Origin of the sequence: Streptomyces fradiae (genome assembly GCF_041270065.1) — a bacterium.
Taxonomy (GTDB): Bacteria; Actinomycetota; Actinomycetes; order Streptomycetales; family Streptomycetaceae; genus Streptomyces.
In genome coordinates this window covers 2,218,722-2,235,335 of sequence record NZ_CP065958.1, presented here as the reverse complement: position 1 = coordinate 2,235,335, position 16,614 = coordinate 2,218,722, and the positions used below count along the sequence as shown (strand labels likewise).

Annotated in this window: 20 protein-coding genes and 1 other RNA gene; 8 read left to right on the top strand and 13 right to left on the bottom strand. The window is 71.1% G+C overall.

The features are described from left to right. Positions 1-5: 5 nt before the first annotated feature. A complete protein-coding gene (locus tag JAO84_RS10065) occupies positions 6-1,262 on the bottom strand; it encodes an ABC transporter substrate-binding protein (RefSeq protein ID WP_370416704.1) in 1,257 nt (418 codons plus the stop codon). Positions 1,263-1,521: 259 nt separating this feature from the next. On the opposite strand from JAO84_RS10065, the gene JAO84_RS10060 reads away from it, so the two are divergent. Both JAO84_RS10060 and JAO84_RS10055 read left to right on the top strand, forming a co-directional pair. Further along, positions 1,522-2,589 (top strand): LacI family DNA-binding transcriptional regulator, encoded by a 1,068-nt coding sequence (locus JAO84_RS10060; RefSeq protein ID WP_370412349.1) that lies wholly within the window; start codon positions 1,522-1,524, stop codon positions 2,587-2,589. Between the two features lie 70 nt (positions 2,590-2,659). Beyond that, positions 2,660-4,105 (top strand): RNB domain-containing ribonuclease, encoded by a 1,446-nt coding sequence (locus JAO84_RS10055; protein ID WP_370412347.1) that lies wholly within the window; start codon positions 2,660-2,662, stop codon positions 4,103-4,105. On the opposite strand, the gene JAO84_RS10050 is transcribed toward JAO84_RS10055, so the two are convergent. Then, complete coding sequence (locus JAO84_RS10050) at positions 4,050-4,964, bottom strand: hypothetical protein (RefSeq protein WP_370412345.1); 915 nt, start codon at positions 4,962-4,964, stop codon at positions 4,050-4,052. The genes JAO84_RS10055 and JAO84_RS10050 overlap by 56 nt on opposite strands. Further along, on the bottom strand, positions 4,961-5,698 hold the full coding sequence (locus JAO84_RS10045; protein ID WP_370412343.1) for a MerR family transcriptional regulator: 738 nt from the start codon (positions 5,696-5,698) through the stop codon (positions 4,961-4,963). Before JAO84_RS10045 ends, JAO84_RS10050 begins: the two co-directional genes overlap by 4 nt. Before the next feature lie 118 nt (positions 5,699-5,816). Here JAO84_RS10045 and JAO84_RS10040 point away from each other — a divergent pair, with 118 nt between their 5' ends. Then, complete coding sequence (locus JAO84_RS10040) at positions 5,817-6,377, top strand: Uma2 family endonuclease (protein WP_370412341.1); 561 nt, start codon at positions 5,817-5,819, stop codon at positions 6,375-6,377. Between the two features lie 30 nt (positions 6,378-6,407). Then, positions 6,408-6,806, top strand: an RNA gene (gene rnpB / locus JAO84_RS10035) — RNase P RNA component class A. Between the two features lie 188 nt (positions 6,807-6,994). On the opposite strand, the gene JAO84_RS10030 is transcribed toward rnpB, so the two are convergent. From JAO84_RS10030 to JAO84_RS10000, 7 genes are all read right to left on the bottom strand, one after another. Further along, positions 6,995-7,711, bottom strand: coding sequence for a hypothetical protein (locus JAO84_RS10030; protein ID WP_370412339.1), 717 nt, complete (start codon positions 7,709-7,711; stop codon positions 6,995-6,997). A gap of 67 nt (positions 7,712-7,778) precedes the next feature. After that, positions 7,779-8,072, bottom strand: a complete 294-nt coding sequence (locus JAO84_RS10025) for a DUF6087 family protein (RefSeq protein ID WP_370412337.1) — start codon at positions 8,070-8,072, stop codon at positions 7,779-7,781. Between the two features lie 17 nt (positions 8,073-8,089). Next, positions 8,090-9,253, bottom strand: coding sequence for an ATP-grasp peptide maturase system methyltransferase (gene tgmC / locus JAO84_RS10020; protein ID WP_370412335.1), 1,164 nt, complete (start codon positions 9,251-9,253; stop codon positions 8,090-8,092). Further along, complete coding sequence (tgmB, locus tag JAO84_RS10015) at positions 9,250-10,209, bottom strand: ATP-grasp ribosomal peptide maturase (RefSeq protein ID WP_265862704.1); 960 nt, start codon at positions 10,207-10,209, stop codon at positions 9,250-9,252. Before tgmB ends, tgmC begins: the two co-directional genes overlap by 4 nt. 5 nt (positions 10,210-10,214) lie before the next feature. Continuing rightward, complete coding sequence (tgmA, locus tag JAO84_RS10010) at positions 10,215-10,475, bottom strand: putative ATP-grasp-modified RiPP (RefSeq protein WP_265861970.1); 261 nt, start codon at positions 10,473-10,475, stop codon at positions 10,215-10,217. A gap of 79 nt (positions 10,476-10,554) precedes the next feature. After that, positions 10,555-10,761 carry a hypothetical protein gene (locus tag JAO84_RS10005; protein WP_265861968.1) on the bottom strand — a complete coding sequence of 69 codons (207 nt, stop codon included), beginning with the start codon at positions 10,759-10,761 and terminating at the stop codon, positions 10,555-10,557. Next, entirely contained in the window at positions 10,758-10,925 is a 168-nt protein-coding gene (locus JAO84_RS10000; RefSeq protein WP_175439062.1) for a hypothetical protein, read from the bottom strand. The genes JAO84_RS10005 and JAO84_RS10000 overlap by 4 nt, the downstream gene beginning before the upstream one ends. A 182-nt stretch (positions 10,926-11,107) precedes the next feature. Between JAO84_RS10000 and JAO84_RS09995 the strand changes: the two genes are divergently transcribed. Together JAO84_RS09995 and JAO84_RS09990 are read left to right on the top strand one after the other, a co-directional pair. Then, the gene (locus tag JAO84_RS09995) at positions 11,108-12,364 is read left to right on the top strand and encodes a helix-turn-helix domain-containing protein (protein WP_370412332.1); all 1,257 of its coding nucleotides are present in this window, start codon (positions 11,108-11,110) and stop codon (positions 12,362-12,364) included. A 16-nt stretch (positions 12,365-12,380) separates the two neighbouring features. Further along, positions 12,381-12,734: a hypothetical protein gene (locus tag JAO84_RS09990; RefSeq protein ID WP_370416703.1), complete on the top strand. Its 354-nt coding sequence runs from the start codon at positions 12,381-12,383 to the stop codon at positions 12,732-12,734. 344 nt (positions 12,735-13,078) lie between these two features. Here the strand turns inward: JAO84_RS09990 and JAO84_RS09985 are convergent, their stop codons facing one another. Further along, complete coding sequence (locus JAO84_RS09985) at positions 13,079-13,912, bottom strand: excalibur calcium-binding domain-containing protein (protein WP_370412330.1); 834 nt, start codon at positions 13,910-13,912, stop codon at positions 13,079-13,081. 73 nt (positions 13,913-13,985) lie between these two features. After that, positions 13,986-14,339 (bottom strand): MazG-like family protein, encoded by a 354-nt coding sequence (locus JAO84_RS09980; protein ID WP_370412328.1) that lies wholly within the window; start codon positions 14,337-14,339, stop codon positions 13,986-13,988. A 40-nt stretch (positions 14,340-14,379) separates the two neighbouring features. Here JAO84_RS09980 and JAO84_RS09975 point away from each other — a divergent pair, with 40 nt between their 5' ends. Beyond that, positions 14,380-15,366 carry a hypothetical protein gene (locus tag JAO84_RS09975; RefSeq protein ID WP_370412326.1) on the top strand — a complete coding sequence of 329 codons (987 nt, stop codon included), beginning with the start codon at positions 14,380-14,382 and terminating at the stop codon, positions 15,364-15,366. 63 nt (positions 15,367-15,429) lie between these two features. Beyond that, a complete protein-coding gene (locus JAO84_RS09970; RefSeq protein ID WP_370412324.1) occupies positions 15,430-15,759 on the top strand; it encodes a nuclear transport factor 2 family protein in 330 nt (109 codons plus the stop codon). Positions 15,760-15,795: 36 nt separating this feature from the next. On the opposite strand, the gene JAO84_RS09965 is transcribed toward JAO84_RS09970, so the two are convergent. Then, positions 15,796-16,560, bottom strand: a complete 765-nt coding sequence (locus JAO84_RS09965) for an SDR family oxidoreductase (protein ID WP_370416702.1) — start codon at positions 16,558-16,560, stop codon at positions 15,796-15,798. Between the last annotated feature and the right edge of the window lie 54 nt (positions 16,561-16,614).

Genomic DNA, 16,614 nt, shown 5'->3' with positions numbered 1-16,614 from the left:
GGGGGTCAGGCAGCGGGCAGGCTCTGCATGGCGGCGATGAAGGCGTCCGCGTCCGACTGCCCGTTGAAGAACTGCTGGACGGCCTGGTAGATCGTGGTGGCCGCGGCGGGCGGGTAGGCCTGGTCCCAGGAGAGCTGGAAGGCGGGGGCCTTCGCGACCAGGTCGTACTGGTACGTCGAGTACGCGGGGTTGGCCGAACCGGCCAGGAACGCGGGGGTGTTGGTGGTGGTCGGCAGGTTGCCGATGCCGAGCTGGCCCTTGACGAAGTCGTCGGAGTACATGAGCTTCAGGAACTCGGCGACGGCCTCGGGGTGCCGCGTCTTCTTCAGGACCGAGTAGAAGTTGTTGGTGTTGCCGGCGAGGTTGTCCGGGCTGCCCTTGCCGCCGGTGACGGTGGGGAAGGAGCCGTAGCCGAGGTCCGTCTTCACGAAGTCCGGGTGGGCGTCCTGGAGGGTGGAGTACTCCCACGAGCCCATGAGCTCGAAGGCGGCCTTGCCGGTGGCGAGGAGGGCGGGGGAGCCGCCGTCGGTGAACTTCACCGAGTCGTAGTTGGTGCCGAAGGCGCCGGCGTCGACCAGTTCCCTGATCATGCCGAGGGCCTTCTTGCTGTCGGGGCTCGCCCAGGCGTCCTTGTCCCCGTTCACGGCCTTCTGGAAGAGCTCGGGGCCGGCCACCCGGTCGTAGAGGTACTGGAACCACATCTGGGTGGGCCACTTGTCGGCGCCGCCGAGGGCGATCGGGGTGATGTTCTTGGCCTTGAGCGTCTTGACGGCGGCAAGCAGCTCGTCCCAGGTGCGCGGGGCGGTGAGGCCGGCCTCGGCCAGGACCTTCTTGTTGTGGAACAGCAGGACGGGCTGGGTGCCGCGCATGGGTATGCCGTAGGGCTTGCCGTCGACGACCGCGGTGTTGAAGACCGAGGGCAGGAACTTCGACTTCAGGCCGGGGTCCTTGGCGATGAAGTCGTCGAGCGGCATGAGCAGGCCGGCGTCGACGTAGGGCTTGATGCTGCCGCCGCCCCAGTTGAAGAACAGGTCGGGCGCCTGCTTGCCGCTGATGACGGTCTGCAGCTTGGTCTGGTAGTCGGCGCCGGGGATGGTGTCGAGGACCGCCTTGACCTTCGAGGTCTTGTTGAAGGTGTCGACGAGCTGCTTCTCCACCTTGTTGGTGGCGTCGCCGTACACCAGGACGTGGATCGTGTCCGTCTCCCCGCCGCCGGCCGCGTCCGAGGAGCCGCCGCCGCAGGCGGTCAGGGACAGGGCCATGGCGAGGGAGGCGCCGCCGATGACGGCGGTTCTCAGAAGCTGCGCGGGTCGCGGTCGCGGTCGCGGCGCGGGCCGCTGTCGCTTCGTCGGCTCCATGAGCTCTACCTTTCGAAAGTGTTTCGCTCCGGTTTCCGAAATTTCGTGTCGGCCGGGACGCTAAGGTCGGGCTGTCGAGCGGGTCAACCCTTCGGTCGCGCGTTATCAAAGCGTGACTATTCGGGGGCGGTTGGGGGCGGAGAGCGGTGCCTATGCTGCTCGGATGCGAGATGCTGAGGCCGGTGAGGCGAAAAGGCGGATCACGCTGGCGGAGGTGGCGGAGAAGGCCGGGGTGTCGCTTTCGACAGTTTCGAAGGTCCTCAACGGCCGGCAGGACGTGTCACCCGCCACCCGCGGCCGGGTGGAGCGGCTCCTGGAGGCCCACTCGTACCGGCGCACCACCCGCGCGGCCCGGGAGGCGCCGCTCATCGAGCTCGTCTTCCACGAGCTCGACAGCGTGTGGTCCATGGAGCTGATCCGGGGCGTCGAGAACCTCGCCAAGGCCCATCAGGCGAGCGTCGTCCTCACCGAGAGCGGCACCCGGCACGCGCCCGCGCCCGACTGGATCGAAGGGGTCCTGCAGCGCCGGCCGATCGGCGTGATCCTGGTCTTCTCGTCCCTCCCCGACGCCGTCAAACAGCAGCTCGGCGCCCGCTCCATCCCCTTCGTGATCATCGACCCGGCCGGCGACCCCGCCCCCGACGTGCCGTCCGTGGGCTCCGCCAACTGGTCCGGCGGCGTCGCCGCCACCCGCCACCTCGTCGACCTCGGCCACCGGCGCATCGGCATCGTCACCGGCCCCGAGGACATGCTCTGCTCGCTGGCCCGCCTCGACGGCTACCGCTCCGCCCTCAACATGGCCGGCCTCGACCACGACGCGTCCCTCGTCCGCTTCGGCGACTTCCACGTCGAGGGCGGCTACGCCCGCGCCATGGAACTCCTCCAGCTCCCCGACCGCCCCACCGCCGTCTTCGCCGGCAGCGACCTCCAGGCGCTCGGCGTCATGGAGGCCGCCCGCGTCTGCGGCCTCCGCGTCCCCGAGGACCTCTCCGTCGTCGGCTACGACGACGTCATGATCGCCCGCTGGTCCAGCCCCGCCCTCACCACCGTCCACCAGCCCCTCCGCGAAATGGGCGAAGAGGCCGTCCACATGCTTCTCCGCCTCCGCGCCGGCGAGCCCGCGGTGACCCGCCTGGAACTCGCCACCAGCCTCGTCGTCCGCAAGAGCACGGCCCCACCGTCGGCCCAGCCGGTGACGGCGACGGTGCCGCCGGGGCAGGAGGTGGGGTGAGGGGGGAGCCCCGTAGGGCCGGCCGGGTTCCCGGGGTGCCGCGCACCCGGCGGCGCCCTACGCTCGGTCCATGCCCCGCCGCCACATTCGCGTGACCGGCGCCGCGGAGGCCCCGTTGCGGGCCGCGCTGCGCGCACTTCGGACCGAGCTGGGGGTGCCGGACGGGTTTCCGGCCGAGGTGCTCGCCGAGGCGGAGGCCGCGGCCAAGGCGCCCCGGCTGCCCGGGGCGGACGCCACGGACCTGCCGATGTTCACGATCGACCCGCCGACGTCCACGGACCTCGACCAGGCCATGCACCTCGCCCGCCGGGCCGGCGGCGGCTACCGCGTGCACTACGCCATCGCCGACGTCGCCGCCTTCGTCACCCCCGGCGGCGCGCTCGACGCCGAGGCGCACCGCCGCGTCCTCACCCTCTACTTCCCCGACGGCAAGGTCCCGCTCCACCCCGCCGTGCTCTCCGAGGGCGCCGCCAGCCTCCTCCCCGACGAACCCCGCCCCGCCCTCCTCTGGCGCATCGACCTCGACGCCGACGGCCGGCGGGTCGCCACCGACGTGCGCCGGGCGCTCGTCCGCAGCCGCGCCAAACTCGACTACGCGGGCGTGCAGCGGCGGATCGACGCCGGCACCGCCGAGGAACCCCTCGCGCTGCTCCGCGAGATCGGCACCCTGCGCGAGCGCCTGGAGGGCGAACGCGGCGGCATCTCCCTCAACGTCCCCGAACAGGAGATCGTCGAGCACGACCACACCTACTCCCTCGCCTACCGCGCCCCGCTCCCCGCCGACGCCTGGAACGCGCAGATCTCCCTGCTCACCGGCATGGCCGCCGCCGACCTGATGACCGCGGCCGGCACCGGCATCCTCCGCACCCTCCCCACCGCCCCGGACGGCGCCGTCGCCCGCCTCCGCCGCTCCGCGCAGGCCCTCGGCGTCGACTGGCCGCACCACGTCTCGTACGCGGACGTGGTCCGCTCCCTCGACCCCGCCGAACCGCGCCACGCCGCCTTCCTCCAGGAGTGCACGACCCTGCTGCGCGGCGCCGGCTACACGGTCTTCACGGACGGCGACGTACCGATCCCGGCCCTGCACGCGGCCGTCGCCGACGAGTACACGCACTGCACGGCCCCGCTGCGACGCCTCGTCGACCGGTACGCGGGCGAGCTGTGCGTCGCGGCGGTGGCCGGACAGGAACCGCCGGAGTGGGTACGGGCCGCGCTCCCGGGCCTGCCCGACGCGATGGCCTCGGGCTCGCGCCGCGCCAACACGGTCGAGCGGGAGAGCGTCGACATCGTGGAGGCGGCGCTGCTCAGCGGCCGGATCGGCGAGCTCTTCGACGCGTACGTGATCGACGTGAAGGAACGGGAGCCGGCCGTCGGCACCGTACATCTGGAACGCCCCGCGGTGGTCGCGCGCATCGAGGGCGGCGGCGAGACGGGGCTGCCGCTCGGCGAATGGCTGCGGGTCAGGCTGACCCAGGCGGATCCGGGACGGGCGAAGGTGCTGTTCGCGCCTGCGTGAGAGACGGCTGCGTGAGAGGCGCCCGCGTGAGAGGCGCCCGCGTGAGAGGCGCCTGTATGAGAGGCGCCTGCATGAGAGACGCCTGCTTGAGCGAGCGGTACATCGCACGAGCGTCATCCGCGTGGAGGCGGACGACGTGTACGGGCCGGGGGGCGCCGAGCAGCCGGGGCGCGTCGACCGGCTCGTCGAGCTCCAGGGTGAGCGAGGTCTGCGACCCGACGGCCAGGTTCAGCTCGCCGTCCTTCTTCTCGTGGGTGAACAGCGACTCGTACCGGACGGCGGCGATCCGCTCCAGCGGGATCCGTACGTCGACATGGCCGGCCTGCCGGACCCGCAGCGTGTCGCCGGTGAGCAGGTGCGGCCGGGTCGCGGAGGCGGCGTGCAGACCGAGCACGAAAAGCACGGTGTAGACGTCGAGGACGAGGACGACGGCGTGGACGACGGGCCAGGCCGCGAGCAGATACGACATGCCGACGCTCTCGACCACGCAGACGAAGGCGAAGCCGTACATCAGGGCGGCCTGGTCCCGGGCGTGCGGGAACGCGGCCACGGTGTCAGGACCGCCCCGGTCCGGGCGCCGGGCGACCCACCGGCCGAGGCTCGCCATGAGCCGCAGCTCGTGCGCGATCAGCCGCAGCGCCGGCTCGGGCACGAGCACGTGCAGGGCCTCGCGGGCGGTCAGCCCGCGCCGCCGCAGCCGGAGGAAGGCGAGGCCGTTCGCGAGCAGCAGCAGGGTGAAGGCGGCTTCGGCGACGGTGAGGACGGCCGCGGGTATCCGTACCCCGGCGACGAGACAGACGGCGAGGACGAGCTCGACGGGCAGCAGCGCGTACACGAGGTACTTCCGCAGGGCTTTCATGCGCCACGCTCCGCCACGAGTCGCAGTGCCTGGCGTACGGCGGCGGCCTGGGCGGGCGCCAGGTCGCCGAAGAACGTCTCCGCGAGCCCGCCGTCGGGCACCTCCACGGCGAGCCCGTCCGGCAGGACCCGGGCGAGCGCGGCGGCGGCCTCGGCGACCCGGGGGTCGTCGGGCGCGGCGTCCGCGAGGGCGTCGAGCCGGGCGTACAGCGCGGGCGCGTGCGCGGCGGCCCCGCGCATCAGCTCCATGAACCGGTCCCGCTCCTCCTCCGGCACGACGGTGTCGAGCAGGGTGAGGATCTCCCGGTCCTTCGCCGCCATCGGCGACCCGGCGACCCCGCCGTCCCCGAGCTCCGCGAGCAGCCCGGCGAGCTGCGGCGACACGGGCCCCTCGGCCCCCAGCCGCCCCTCCCGCGCCTCCCCGAGCAACTCCGCGAGCCGCTCCCGCCGCTCCCGGATCACCCGCTCCTGCCGCCCCAGATCCGCGTCCAGCTCCTCCAACACCTCCACCAGCTCCCGCCCCTCGTCATCCGCGATCACGTCCCCGACCTCGTCGAGCCCGAGCCCCAACTCGGTCAACCGCCGAATCCGGGCCAACAGCACGGCGTCCCGCACCCCGTACTCCCGGTACCCGTTCGCCCGCCGCGCGGGCTCGGGCAACAGCCCCATCCGGTGGTAGTGCCGCACGGCCCGCGGGGTCACCCCGACGAGCGCGGCGATCTCGCCGATTCGCATGCGTCCAGTAGAAACCTTGACGCTGCGACAAGGTCAAGTGCCCGGCCCCACCCTCCCCGATCGAGGGACCCGCCCCCGTCCCGCTGCGGCCGGGGCCGCGTTGCCCGAGCCTGGTGCCATGACCGACGCGGAGATCCTGCTGGAGGAGTTTCTGGCCCTGCGCACGCCGGAGGGCCTCCGGGCACAGCTGGTCGAGGGGGAGATCGTGGTCACGCCGCCGCCCGAGGGGGACCACGAACACTGCATGAGCCGCCTGGTCCGTCAACTCGTCAAGCGATCACGGGTGGAGGTCCAGGTCTCGGGGCACAAGGGCTTGGTCCTGGGCGCGGCCCCCGGCGCCCCGAAGGACCACGTGATCCCCGACGGTACCGTCGTACCCCTGACCGGCCGGGCGTTCCGCGGCGCCCCGCCGTGGATGCCCTGCGACGGCGTGTCCCTGGTCCTCGAAGTCACCTCCCGCCGGCACCGCCCGGAGCTCGACCGGGAGGCCAAGCGCCGGTGCTACGCGAGGGGCACCATCCCCCTCTACCTCCTCGTGGACCGGGAAGAGCGCATGGTGACGCTGTTCGGGCGGCCGGAGGACGGCGAGTACCTGCGACGGGACCTCGCCCCCTTCTGCAAGCCGCTCCTTCTCCCCGAACCCTTCGGGTTCGATCTGGACACCGCCGACCTCCACTGAATCGCCAGGTAGCATGGTCGGCACGGCAGACGAGCCGGGCGGGCGGCCGCGTGGGGATCCTCGGATCCTCCCGAGGAACGTCCGGGCTCCACAGGGCAAGGTGGTGGCTAACGGCCACCCGGGGTGACCCGCGGGACAGTGCCACAGAAAACAGACCGCCGGGGACCTCGGTCCTCGGTAAGGGTGAAACGGTGGTGTAAGAGACCACCAGCGCCTGAGGTGACTCAGGCGGCTCGGTAAACCCCACCCGGAGCAAGGTCAAAAGGGGACACCTCGGTGTCCCTGCGCGAACGTTCGAGGGCTGCCCGCCCGAGTTCGCGGGTAGACCGCACGAGGCCGGCGGCAACGCCGGTCCTAGATGGATGGCCGTCGCCCCGACGACCGCGAGGTCCCGGGGTACAGAACCCGGCGTACAGCCCGACTCGTCTGCCCCTCAGGCTTCTGACCTGCGATATCGCAGGTCAGAAGCCTTTTCTCGTGGAATCGTGGGCGTCGTCTCACCCTTTCCGCACCGGTTCAAACTGACTCGCCGTTACGTAGGTAGCCATGAAGGCAGCCACGCTGATCGGCTTGGAGTGGGCGTCGGCTGAGCCAGGGAGGCCTTCCGCGCTATGTGTCTACGCCTCGGTGTCTCCCGTTGCTGTCCCGGGGTCGGTTGAATTCTGCTCGTCAAGCCAGGCTTGAATGCCGCCAGGGTCTTCCGCGGGCGCGTCGAACGGGATAATCGGAACACGGGGCAAGGTGGCCAGCAGAGCCGCCATGTCAGTGGGGAGTGCGGCCGCTGAGGGCTCAAGATCCTCGATCTTGGTCAGGAGTCGCTGAAGTTCCTCAGCCATGAAACGCAGATCCAGGTCCGCGCCGGCGACTTGGATCGTTCCCGCCTCTACGTTTATGAGGCGCATGGGAGGAGCTGGGAATGTGGGCTTGGTGTCCGCCTGCCACTCTTCGACGGTGGGACGAGGCAAACTGACGATCCACTCGTCAAGGCGCTCGTCGAAGTGCTCACTTCCGTTACGGACTTCGCGGGCCTTCAGCGGGGACGAGTCCTCCACCTCAAGAATCTTTCGGAGAAACGGACCTCGCTTCGTCCGCCACTCCAAGCCCTTGTCGGTCCCGTTCGGACCCTTCCCAGGGGCGGGCCACAGAGTCCGGGAGACCTTTCCGAGGAAGGAAAGGAAGTCCTCGAAGCAGACCCAGGCGGCTGGAGGGACCGGAGTGTTCTGCGCATAGGCGGTCAGCGCGGTCAGGGCGGTCAGGGCGTATCGAGTGTCGCGGGCCAGCCACGTCAGATACACCCGCTGGGCCCACGGGTCATCGGATATGTCGTTGCTCACGGGCGTCATTCTGCCGTCGGTGGTCTACCGGGTGAGGTATGGCATGGGTCGCTACTCCGCCGAGTTATCAGGGCGTCGGAGGCTTCCGATGTCTGCCAGTCCCGGGACCGAGCTTCGGTGACGCCTCAGGGGTGGCGGCAGCCTCGGCGTGGGGAAACAGGATGCGCCGTGCTTCCGCGAGGTTCGCCGCGAAGCCGTACGCCTCCCACAGATGGCCGTTCCACCGCTGGATCGCACGAGGCGCATCGGGGTTCAGATGCGAAGCTCTCGTGCCGTCGCTGGTCACGAGGGGTACGGCGCGAAGCTGCCCGATCTTCGCGTCGCGACGCTCGGCCCACTGGGAGAGCGGTTCGTCGTCCATGTCCGGAGCGTAGTGGGTCAGGCGATCCGGTGCTCCCAGCGGAGGGAGGGGACCTGGTCGATCCAGTACTGGTGGGACGCGGGCGTCACACGGAGCCGTACGGAGTCGATCCCCGGCGCCCCGGCGTCCTGCCAGGCGACGAGAGAACGCTCCACGTCGTCCCACAGGGCCACCGGGCCACCCTGGCGAACGGTCCAGCTCTCGCCGTCGGCGAGGAACTCAGCGAACGACTCCTTCTCCGGATCGAACAGGTACAGCATGGGCGACCCGTCACCGTCCATCGCGCGTACGAACTGAGCCCCGGGCGCGGCCAGCTGTGCCAGGAAGGCAGGCATCCATTCCTCAAGGACCAGAGGGGACATCAGAGCGGGCCGCTCACTGTCCGCGTACGCGGTCCGGGCGGAGAGATCGCCGGCCACGGGGGCCACTGCCTGGGCCCGCGCCTGCATGAAGGAGGAACGCCCGACGATCGAGCCTTCGGCGGTGCCGTCATCGCCGACGGCAAGTTTCGCGAGGCCGGTTCCCCACGGCCACGAGCCGACCGTGCCGAGGACAACGCCTCCGGGCCTCGTCTGCCTGATCCACGCGTATGGGATGCGGCGGACTGCGCAGGTGGCGATGACCCGGTCGTACGGTGCCCGGTACGGGTGGCCGAGGAGCCCGTCGCCCGTCACCGTCCACGTCGAGAAGCCGGCGGCTTCGAGAGCGGCATCGGCGCGTGCGGCCACCTGTGCGTCGACCTCGACCGTGGCGACGTTGTCCTCGCCGAGGTAGTGACACATCAGGGCTGTGGAGTAGCCGGTGCCTGTGCCGATCTCCAGGACTCGGTGGCCCGTCACGAGGTCCAGGGTCTCGATCATGCCGACGACGGTGGCCGGGTCGGTCGAGGAGGACGTGGGCACGCCCACGACGGGTTCGTCGGCCTGGTCGGCGGTGAGGTGGCCGTCGAGCTGGGTGGTGAGGGTGTCGACGCTGTATGCGATCTTCAGCCACTCGTCCGGATTCGTGTCGGTGGCGGTGACGGGCCGCCAGGTCCGCCCCTCGTTCAGGAAGACTCCCGAGCGGAGGAACCGCTCGCGGGGGACGGACTCGACGGCCTCACGCAGCCAGGGGGATTTCAGGGCCCCTTCATTCACGAGAACGGTCGCCATGCGGCGTCGCTCGGATGACGGGTCGGTCATCGGTGATCTCCTTGTGCGAGTAGGTCGGCGAAGGCAGCGGACATCGGGAGGCCGGTCTCGGTCTCCAGCCACCCCCACTGTCCGTTGGGGTTCAGTTCCAGCCACCAGTAGTCCCCTGCGCGGTCGACCGCGAGGTCGAAGCTTCCCGATACCAGATCCAGTCGGTCCAGATAGGCATGCAGTCCCTTGGCCACCCGGTCGGGAAGGTGCTCCACGGTGTAGGTCAGGGCGCTGTAGTCCTTGCGCCAGTCCAGGAGGTCGGAGTCGATGCGTACGGCGAACGTATGCCGACCTACGAGCAGCACGCGAACGTCGGCGACCTTGTCCACGCGGGCCTGGAACAGGTGGGGCGCGACCCGAACGCTGTCGTCGATCTCGTCGGGGGTGACGGGGGCGGTCCATCCCGTCACCGGCACGCCATCACGCGTGTAGGGGGTCCATCGCAGCGTCTTGAAGATCGCCTGCCTCTGAGCCTGAACGAACTCGCGAGCCTCGTCCGGGTCGTTGGTGACAAGGGTGGGAGGGATGGTGAAGCCGAGTTGCTGGGCGAGAACGAGCTGCGCGGGTTTGTAGTCGGCTGCGGCAACGCGCAGGGGGTGGTTGACCCAGAGCGGGCCGCTCAGGGCGTAGAGGGTGCCACCGAATCCGTAGCGGACCTGCGCCGCCGCGAACCGGGAGTCATCAGCGGACAGGTGGGGAAACGCGGGCCATTCCGGGCGGCGCCAGTACACCGACCGGACCTGGGTCACATCAGCGGTTCTCGACGGGGTGCGCACCTGCCCGACCACCGGGGTCGGGCAGGTGCCGAACCGAGCCGAGACCGTGAGGTTTTCGCCGATGTCGGCGGGGTTGAACCGGACCACCGGCACATCGCGCCGGTTGAGTTCGGTGATCACCATGTCGGCGGTGATGTCGTCCGCCTCGGTGGCCACCAGAACCGGCCTCTCCTCGGTCATGGTCATCAGTCCTGCGTGCTGTCCTGATCGTGACCCTGGTCGTTCTGGGAGTCCGAGTTCGTCGTCGTGGAGGTCTCGGTGCCGGAGCTGGTGCCGTGCTTGCCCATCTCGACCACCTGCCCGACGCGGTCGCGGAACACCCCGAGCTGCGTCGTGGGGTCGATGGCGACCGTGGCGTGGGGTCGGCGGACGACCGTCGGGTAGGGCGCGAGTCGGCCCGCACCCCACGGCCGCGTGGGGGAGGGGAGTGCGACAGAGGTGGTCATGAGACTCCTTGTGTTGAAGGGTGTGGTGCGGGAATCCGTCTGCGCCAGGGGGCGCGGACGGCGATCTGCGGGCCGCGGCTCAGGGGCGGGCGGCCTGGATGTTGTCGGCCGCGGTCGTCCACTCGACTCCGGACGCGGGCCGGATGTGCGCGATGCGGACCGTGCCGTGGTTGTGGAGCTCGTGTGTGACGGCGACGAGCACACCCTCCCCGCGCGAGGCGATGTCACGGACACGCGTGTCCAGGAGCGGGTGATGCTCGTAGCCGTCGGAACCGACCGGGTTCACTCCTCCGGCTCCTGCCGGGCCTCGACGCGGCGCATGAACCTCTCCCAGCCGCCGGCCGCCCGTACCCGCAGAGCCCGGCTCGGCGCACCAGGCCGGGGCTCCGGCGGTGTGTACGTACGGCCACTGGCGCCAGGGTTCCTGCGGGGCAGTCCGGAGGTCGTCACGGGGTCGCTCCTCTCAGTGGGAGCCGCCCGGAGGGTCCTTCGGCCTCCGAGCGGCGTGTGACCAGTGAACGACGATCCGTTACCTTCTCCCAGAGCGGACCTCGCGCAATACCCAGGCGTTTTCCAGGCGTTGGCACGTGGCGGGTATGAGTGCGTGAAAGGGTTCTCGTGAGGGGAGACCTATGACGTCGAGGCGTAAGCACTTTGCGGAACGGCGCGCGGCCCGGGGTTACTCTCAGGAGGAATTCGCAGAAGCGCTCTCGGTGGCCGCGTCCACCGTGGTCCGTTGGGAAAGTGGTCGCGCCACCCCGCGTCCCCACCAACGGCCGAAGATCGCAGAGCTGTTGGGAGTGACCCTCCCCGAGCTGGAAGCCCTTCTCTCCGACGAACAGCCGGCCGAGACGGCCGGGCTCTCCGCTGCTCCACCCCTCCTCCATGGTGATGATGACGACATGAAGCGCCGCGAAGTCCTGGGCCTGCTCGCCGTTACGGGTGCGCTGGTCACTCTTCCCGATCACGGTGAGGCCGCCCGAGGGCGGGCAGTATCGACGCTCTTGGAGACAGGGGACGCCCTACACCGCAGCCTCTGGCAGGTCTACGCGCTATCAGACTCCAAGCAGGTCGTCTTCCCTGCGGTGCGCGCACAGCTCGATGTGATGGCGAAGGGGCTGACCGAGACCCGTACTGCTGTGGAGCGGTCCCGATTGTGTCGGATGACGGCCGACGTCTACCAGCTCGTCGGTGAGCTGTTCTTCGACGCCAACCGGTACACCGATGCCGCGCAGTGCTACACACTGGCCGCCAACGCGGCCTACGCCGGTGGCGACCACGACCTGTGGGCCTGCGCCATGACCCGCCACGCGTACGTCGAGCTGTACGCGCGCCGCGCGCACGCTGCCCAGCCCCTGCTCGCGGCGGCTTTCCGCATCGCCCGGAGGGGCGACGACACTCTCTCCACTCGTCACTGGGTCGCGGCCGTCCAGGCGCAGGCGTACGCGGCCGTGGGCGATCTCGACGCGTGCAATCGGGCTCTTGACGAAGCAGAGAAAGTGCACGCCCTCGACGGCGCTCACTCCCACAATGGCGGCTGGCTCCGCTTCGACGGCTCCCGCATGGCAGAGGAGAGAGGGGCCTGTTACCTCCAACTGGGCCGCCCTGATCTCGCCGAGGAAGCGCTCACCGCAGCCCTTGCCCAGCCTCTGTCCCTGCGTCGCCGCGCTGCCGTCCTGAGCGACCTCGCCGAGCTCGGGGCGCACAGACGGGACATCGACCAGGTCGTGCACTACGCGGAGCAAGCACTCGGACTGGCCGACCGGTCGAATTCGGGATTCATCGGCAAGAAGCTGGACGGGCTTCGGGGGCGTCTTGCCCCACTCATGTCCGATGACCGAGTCTCGACTCTTGATCACCGAATCGCGGCGCTTCCGCGCACCGCATGACGAGAGGGACACGCGCATGAATGACGGCCGGATCTTCCGCGAGGCGTGGATCGACGGTGTGAACAAGCACTACCCCGGCGAGCCCAAGCCTGGCTACGTTACGCCGTGGGACGAGACGCCCGCGTGGGAGCGCGAAGCCGCCACCGCCGTGTACGGGCAGGTGCACGACTTCATCGAGGTCAGCGGCGGACATGCGGCCCGGCTCACCCGCGAGCAGAAGGGCCGATTCGTCGCGATCTGTTGGACCGCCCAGATGTTCAGGCACTTCGAAGACCCCAAGCCCGGGTATGTTGCCGACTGGTCCGACCTGCCGGTATGGCAGCGGGAGACGGACGCGGACATCTTCGAACGCATCGAAGGGACCGTCTGATCTCAGGAGCGACGACGTCCTCGTCCGGGCCGATCCTCAGCTCTCGCAGCCCTTGATGTCGTCCTCGCACCCGTCCCCGGCCAGGTCGTCGGGGGAGACCGTGCTGAGCCGCCACAGGACGAGACCGGCCGCGGCGCCGCCCCCGTGCCCGGGCGAGGGTCAGGGTGACGGTGAGGTGGGTGGGTGCCTGGCAGGTGAGGGCGAGGGCGTAGGGGCGGTCACCCTTGGCCCCGAAGGACTTGTGCAGGCCCTGCGCGAGGTTCGCCATGCCCTCGTCGACGCGCGAGGCGCCGTCGGACGCGGCGGCGTCCAGCGCCCGCGCGGCGCGGTGCGGGTACGGATTGTCAACTGTCGCAGGCGATGCCGTCGTTGTCCCGGTCGAGGGCCGGGCGGTAGCCGGGTTCGCCGCGGCGGATGGGGGCGGCGCCGGCGTCTCGGGCGGCGGTGCAGTTCGCGTAGTAGACGTTGTCGTCGGATCCGCCGGAGGAGCCGCCCGTCGTGGCGTCGTTGTCATACGTGGGCTCGGGCTCGGGCGTGGGCGTCGGGGTGGGCTTGGGCTTGGGCTTCGGGGCCGGGTGGAGGCGGGTGTTCTCGGACTTCGGGCAGGGGGTGGCCGGGGCGGTCAGGGACAGCCGGGCCGTGGTCGTCGTCGGGGAGTCGATGAGCTCGCCCGGGGCCGGGGACTGGAAGCAGACGGTCCAGTCGTCGGTCGTGGCCGGGAGGGTGACGTCCGTGTAGGCGCTCGCCGGTTCGACCGAGGCCAGGGCCAGCGGGGCCAGGACCGCGGAGGCCTCAGCGAAGGTACGGGCGGTGACCCGCGGCATCGCCGGGTGCGCGCTCGGCGTCGGGCTCGGCGTCGCCGAAACCGTGGGCGTGGGGGTCGGGGTGGGCGTAGGGGTCGGCGTGGCCGAAGCCGCCGCCCCCGCTGCCTTCGGCTTCGCGTCGTCCTTCGGCGGGTCGCCGAGGAACGGCGCGAGGAACCACAGGCCGGCGAGGACCGTGGCGACGATCTTCGGTCCCTGGGCCCAACGGCTCAGCCAGGCAAGCGCGATGCCGCCGGGCGGGAAGACCACGAGCGCCGTGATGACCACCGCCGGATGCTGCCACCAGCGCCGCGCGGGCGGGGGCGGGGGCGCGTACGGGTACGCGTACGGGTTCGGCGGCGGCGGTTGCGTCATGGCGGGGCTCCGTGGGTCGAGCGGAGGATCGAGCGCCGCTCAACATACACATGGAGCACACACTCTTCACCGTTTACTCATGAATTGGTGCTTCCGGTCCCAGTGCCGGTCCCGGACCCAGCGCCCGGCCCGCCACCCGTTCCACATGGCCCTCGAACACCTCCCGCGCCTCCGGGGTCAGGGTCCGCAGGGCCACCATCGCCGTGATGATGACGTCGCACAGTTCGGCCTCGACGTCCTGCCAGGTGTGGGTCGTGCCCTTGCGGGGGTTCTGGCCCGTGGCCCCGATGACCGCCTGGGCCGTCTCGCCGACCTCCTCGGAGAGTTTGAGGACGCGCAGCAGCACCTCCTCGCCGCGCGGCAGGTTCTGATGGGTCGTGAGCCAGGTGTGGAGGCGGGCGATGGCGGTCCAGGCGTCTTCGGTCATGGCGGCAGCCTGTCAGGTCCGCCCCCGGTAGGGTGCGCGGATGAGGTTCGGGGGCAAGGGGAGCGACGGGCGGTTCGCGGGCGCGGTGCGCACGTTCGAGGCGGCCGTCCGGGCCGGCTCCCAGGAGGTGCCCGCCGCCTTCGACGCCCTGCTCGCCGCCTTCCGTGACGCGCCGGACGCCGTCCTCCGCGACTGCGGTCCGCGGCTCGCCGCCCTGCTGCCCCGGCTCGGGCAGGGGCCCGACAGCACCGTCGCCGTGATGGTCGCCACCTGCGTGGAGCGCGGCGCCGAGCCCGCCGCCTGCGCGGCGCCCGTGCTCGAACGGGCCCGGCAGGGCTTCGAGACGGCCGGGACGCTCGCCGAGCGCTGGATCGCCGACGGGCGGGGCGCCCTGCCCGGGCCGGACGGAGAGGGGCTCCGCAACGCGGACTACGACACGTACGGCTACGGGCCGATCGTCGCCTGGCGTGCCCTCCCGTCCTTCGAGGCGGCGACCCTCACCCTGCTCCGGCACGCCGCCGTGCGCCGCGCCCTGGGCGCCGACCGGGACGCGCACCTCGCCGCCGTGGCCGGGTTCGGCGGCCGGTTCCGGCGGCTCGCCCACGCCTTCGCCGTCCTCGACGACGAGCCGGTCCTCGCCGTCCACCGCCCCACCGGCGCCCGGTTCGCGCTGCGCGCCTCCGGGCTCGGCGACAACTTCCAGCTGCACACTCTGCTCGCCCACGCCCTGATCGGCGGCGGGCACCTGCCCGGCCGGGCCCCGTCCCGTACCGCCGTCGCCTGCTGCCGGGACCGGGACGGGGCCGCGCCCTTCACCGAGGCTTTCACCTTCTCCGGCGCCGACGGGGCACGGGTCAGGAACCGGGACCGGCTGGCGGATGTTCCGCTCCGGGACGGCGCCCGGCTCCTCGTACTCGACGACGTGCCCCGCCCCCGCACCTGGCAGGCCCGCCGGCTGCTCCCCGGCATCACCGGCGACCTCGTCCTCGAAGGCGTACTCGAACGCGTCCTGCCGCCGGAGGGCTGAACCCCCGGCCCGGTTCCGCCGCGACGGCGCCCCGGCGTCGCCCTGCCGGTGTACCGCTGGGACATGACGATTCCCGTGGAGCAGCTCGCCGACCCCGTCGTGCGCGCCTTCGTGACCGCCCTCAACGCCAATGACAAGGACGCCTTCTTCGGCCTCCTCACCCCCGACGCGACCATGTCCGACGACGGTACGGAGCGGAACCTCCGCGTCTGGACCGAGCGGGAGGTGTTCTCCTCGAACGGGCGCATGGAGGTCGAGGACGAGACCGACGGCGGCCGCACCCTCGTCGCCACCTACACCAACGACACCTGGGGTTCGATGCGCACCGCCTGGCGCTTCACCGTCGAGGGCGACAAGGTCGCCCGCTTCGAGACCGGCCAGGCCACCCCCTGATCCACATACCGTCGGGCGGGGCCCTCAGCCCCGCCCTCAGCCCCGCCCGATGTACGGCATCGCCGTCGCCATCACCGTCGCGAACTGCACGTTCGCCTCCAGCGGCAGCCCCGCCATGTGCACCACCGTCGCCGCCACGTCCGCCGCGTCCATCACCGGCTCCACCGCCACCTCGCCGTTGGCCTGCAGGATCCCGGTCTGCATCCGCGCCGTCATCTCCGTGGCCGCGTTGCCGATGTCGAGCTGACCGCAGGCGATCCGGTACGGACGCCCGTCGAGCGACAGCGACTTCGTCAGGCCCGTCATCGCGTGCTTCGTCGCCGTGTACGCGATCGAGTGCGGGCGCGGCACGTGCGCCGAGATGGAGCCGTTGTTGATGATGCGGCCGCCCTGCGGCGACTGCTCCTTCATCGTCCGGAACGCGGCCTGCGCGCACAGGAAAGCGCCCGTCAGGTTGACGTCAACGACCGAGCGCCAGGTCTCCGGGTCCAGGTCCTCGACCGGGACGCCGCCGCCCGCGAACGTACCCGCGTTGTTGAAGAGCAGGTCGACCCGGCCGAACCGGTCGCGGGCCGCCTCGAAGAGGGCCGTCACCTGCCGGGGGTCCGTCACGTCCGTGGGCACGCACAGCGCCTCGCCGGGGGACGGGAAGGCCGCCGCCGTCTCCGCCAGCGGCTCCGCCCGGCGGCCCGCGAGCGCCACCGACCAGCCGGCCGCCGCGAGCGCCCGCGCCACGCTCCGTCCGATGCCCGAACCCGCGCCCGTCACCACCGCGACGCCCGCGCCACCTGCCGTGTTCATGGGGCTGCCTGCTGTGCTCATGAGCGCGCAGCGTACGGCAGACCGGTGCTCCGT

Bases quoted from the DNA above. Each gene is read 5' to 3' on its own strand.
- JAO84_RS10065 (WP_370416704.1), bottom strand. From the start codon at position 1,262: ATGGCCCTGTCCCTGACCGCCTGCGGCGGCGGCTCCTCGGACGCGGCC.
- JAO84_RS10060 (WP_370412349.1), top strand. From the start codon at position 1,522: ATGCGAGATGCTGAGGCCGGTGAGGCGAAAAGGCGGATCACGCTGGCG.
- JAO84_RS10055 (WP_370412347.1), top strand. From the start codon at position 2,660: ATGCCCCGCCGCCACATTCGCGTGACCGGCGCCGCGGAGGCCCCGTTG.
- JAO84_RS10050 (WP_370412345.1), bottom strand. From the start codon at position 4,964: ATGAAAGCCCTGCGGAAGTACCTCGTGTACGCGCTGCTGCCCGTCGAG.
- JAO84_RS10045 (WP_370412343.1), bottom strand. From the start codon at position 5,698: ATGCGAATCGGCGAGATCGCCGCGCTCGTCGGGGTGACCCCGCGGGCC.
- JAO84_RS10040 (WP_370412341.1), top strand. From the start codon at position 5,817: ATGACCGACGCGGAGATCCTGCTGGAGGAGTTTCTGGCCCTGCGCACG.
- JAO84_RS10025 (WP_370412337.1), bottom strand. From the start codon at position 8,072: ATGGACGACGAACCGCTCTCCCAGTGGGCCGAGCGTCGCGACGCGAAG.
- tgmC (WP_370412335.1), bottom strand. From the start codon at position 9,253: ATGACCGACCCGTCATCCGAGCGACGCCGCATGGCGACCGTTCTCGTG.
- tgmB (WP_265862704.1), bottom strand. From the start codon at position 10,209: ATGACCGAGGAGAGGCCGGTTCTGGTGGCCACCGAGGCGGACGACATC.
- tgmA (WP_265861970.1), bottom strand. From the start codon at position 10,475: ATGACCACCTCTGTCGCACTCCCCTCCCCCACGCGGCCGTGGGGTGCG.
- JAO84_RS09995 (WP_370412332.1), top strand. From the start codon at position 11,108: ATGACGTCGAGGCGTAAGCACTTTGCGGAACGGCGCGCGGCCCGGGGT.
- JAO84_RS09990 (WP_370416703.1), top strand. From the start codon at position 12,381: ATGAATGACGGCCGGATCTTCCGCGAGGCGTGGATCGACGGTGTGAAC.
- JAO84_RS09985 (WP_370412330.1), bottom strand. From the start codon at position 13,912: ATGACGCAACCGCCGCCGCCGAACCCGTACGCGTACCCGTACGCGCCC.
- JAO84_RS09980 (WP_370412328.1), bottom strand. From the start codon at position 14,339: ATGACCGAAGACGCCTGGACCGCCATCGCCCGCCTCCACACCTGGCTC.
- JAO84_RS09975 (WP_370412326.1), top strand. From the start codon at position 14,380: ATGAGGTTCGGGGGCAAGGGGAGCGACGGGCGGTTCGCGGGCGCGGTG.
- JAO84_RS09970 (WP_370412324.1), top strand. From the start codon at position 15,430: ATGACGATTCCCGTGGAGCAGCTCGCCGACCCCGTCGTGCGCGCCTTC.
- JAO84_RS09965 (WP_370416702.1), bottom strand. From the start codon at position 16,560: ATGAACACGGCAGGTGGCGCGGGCGTCGCGGTGGTGACGGGCGCGGGT.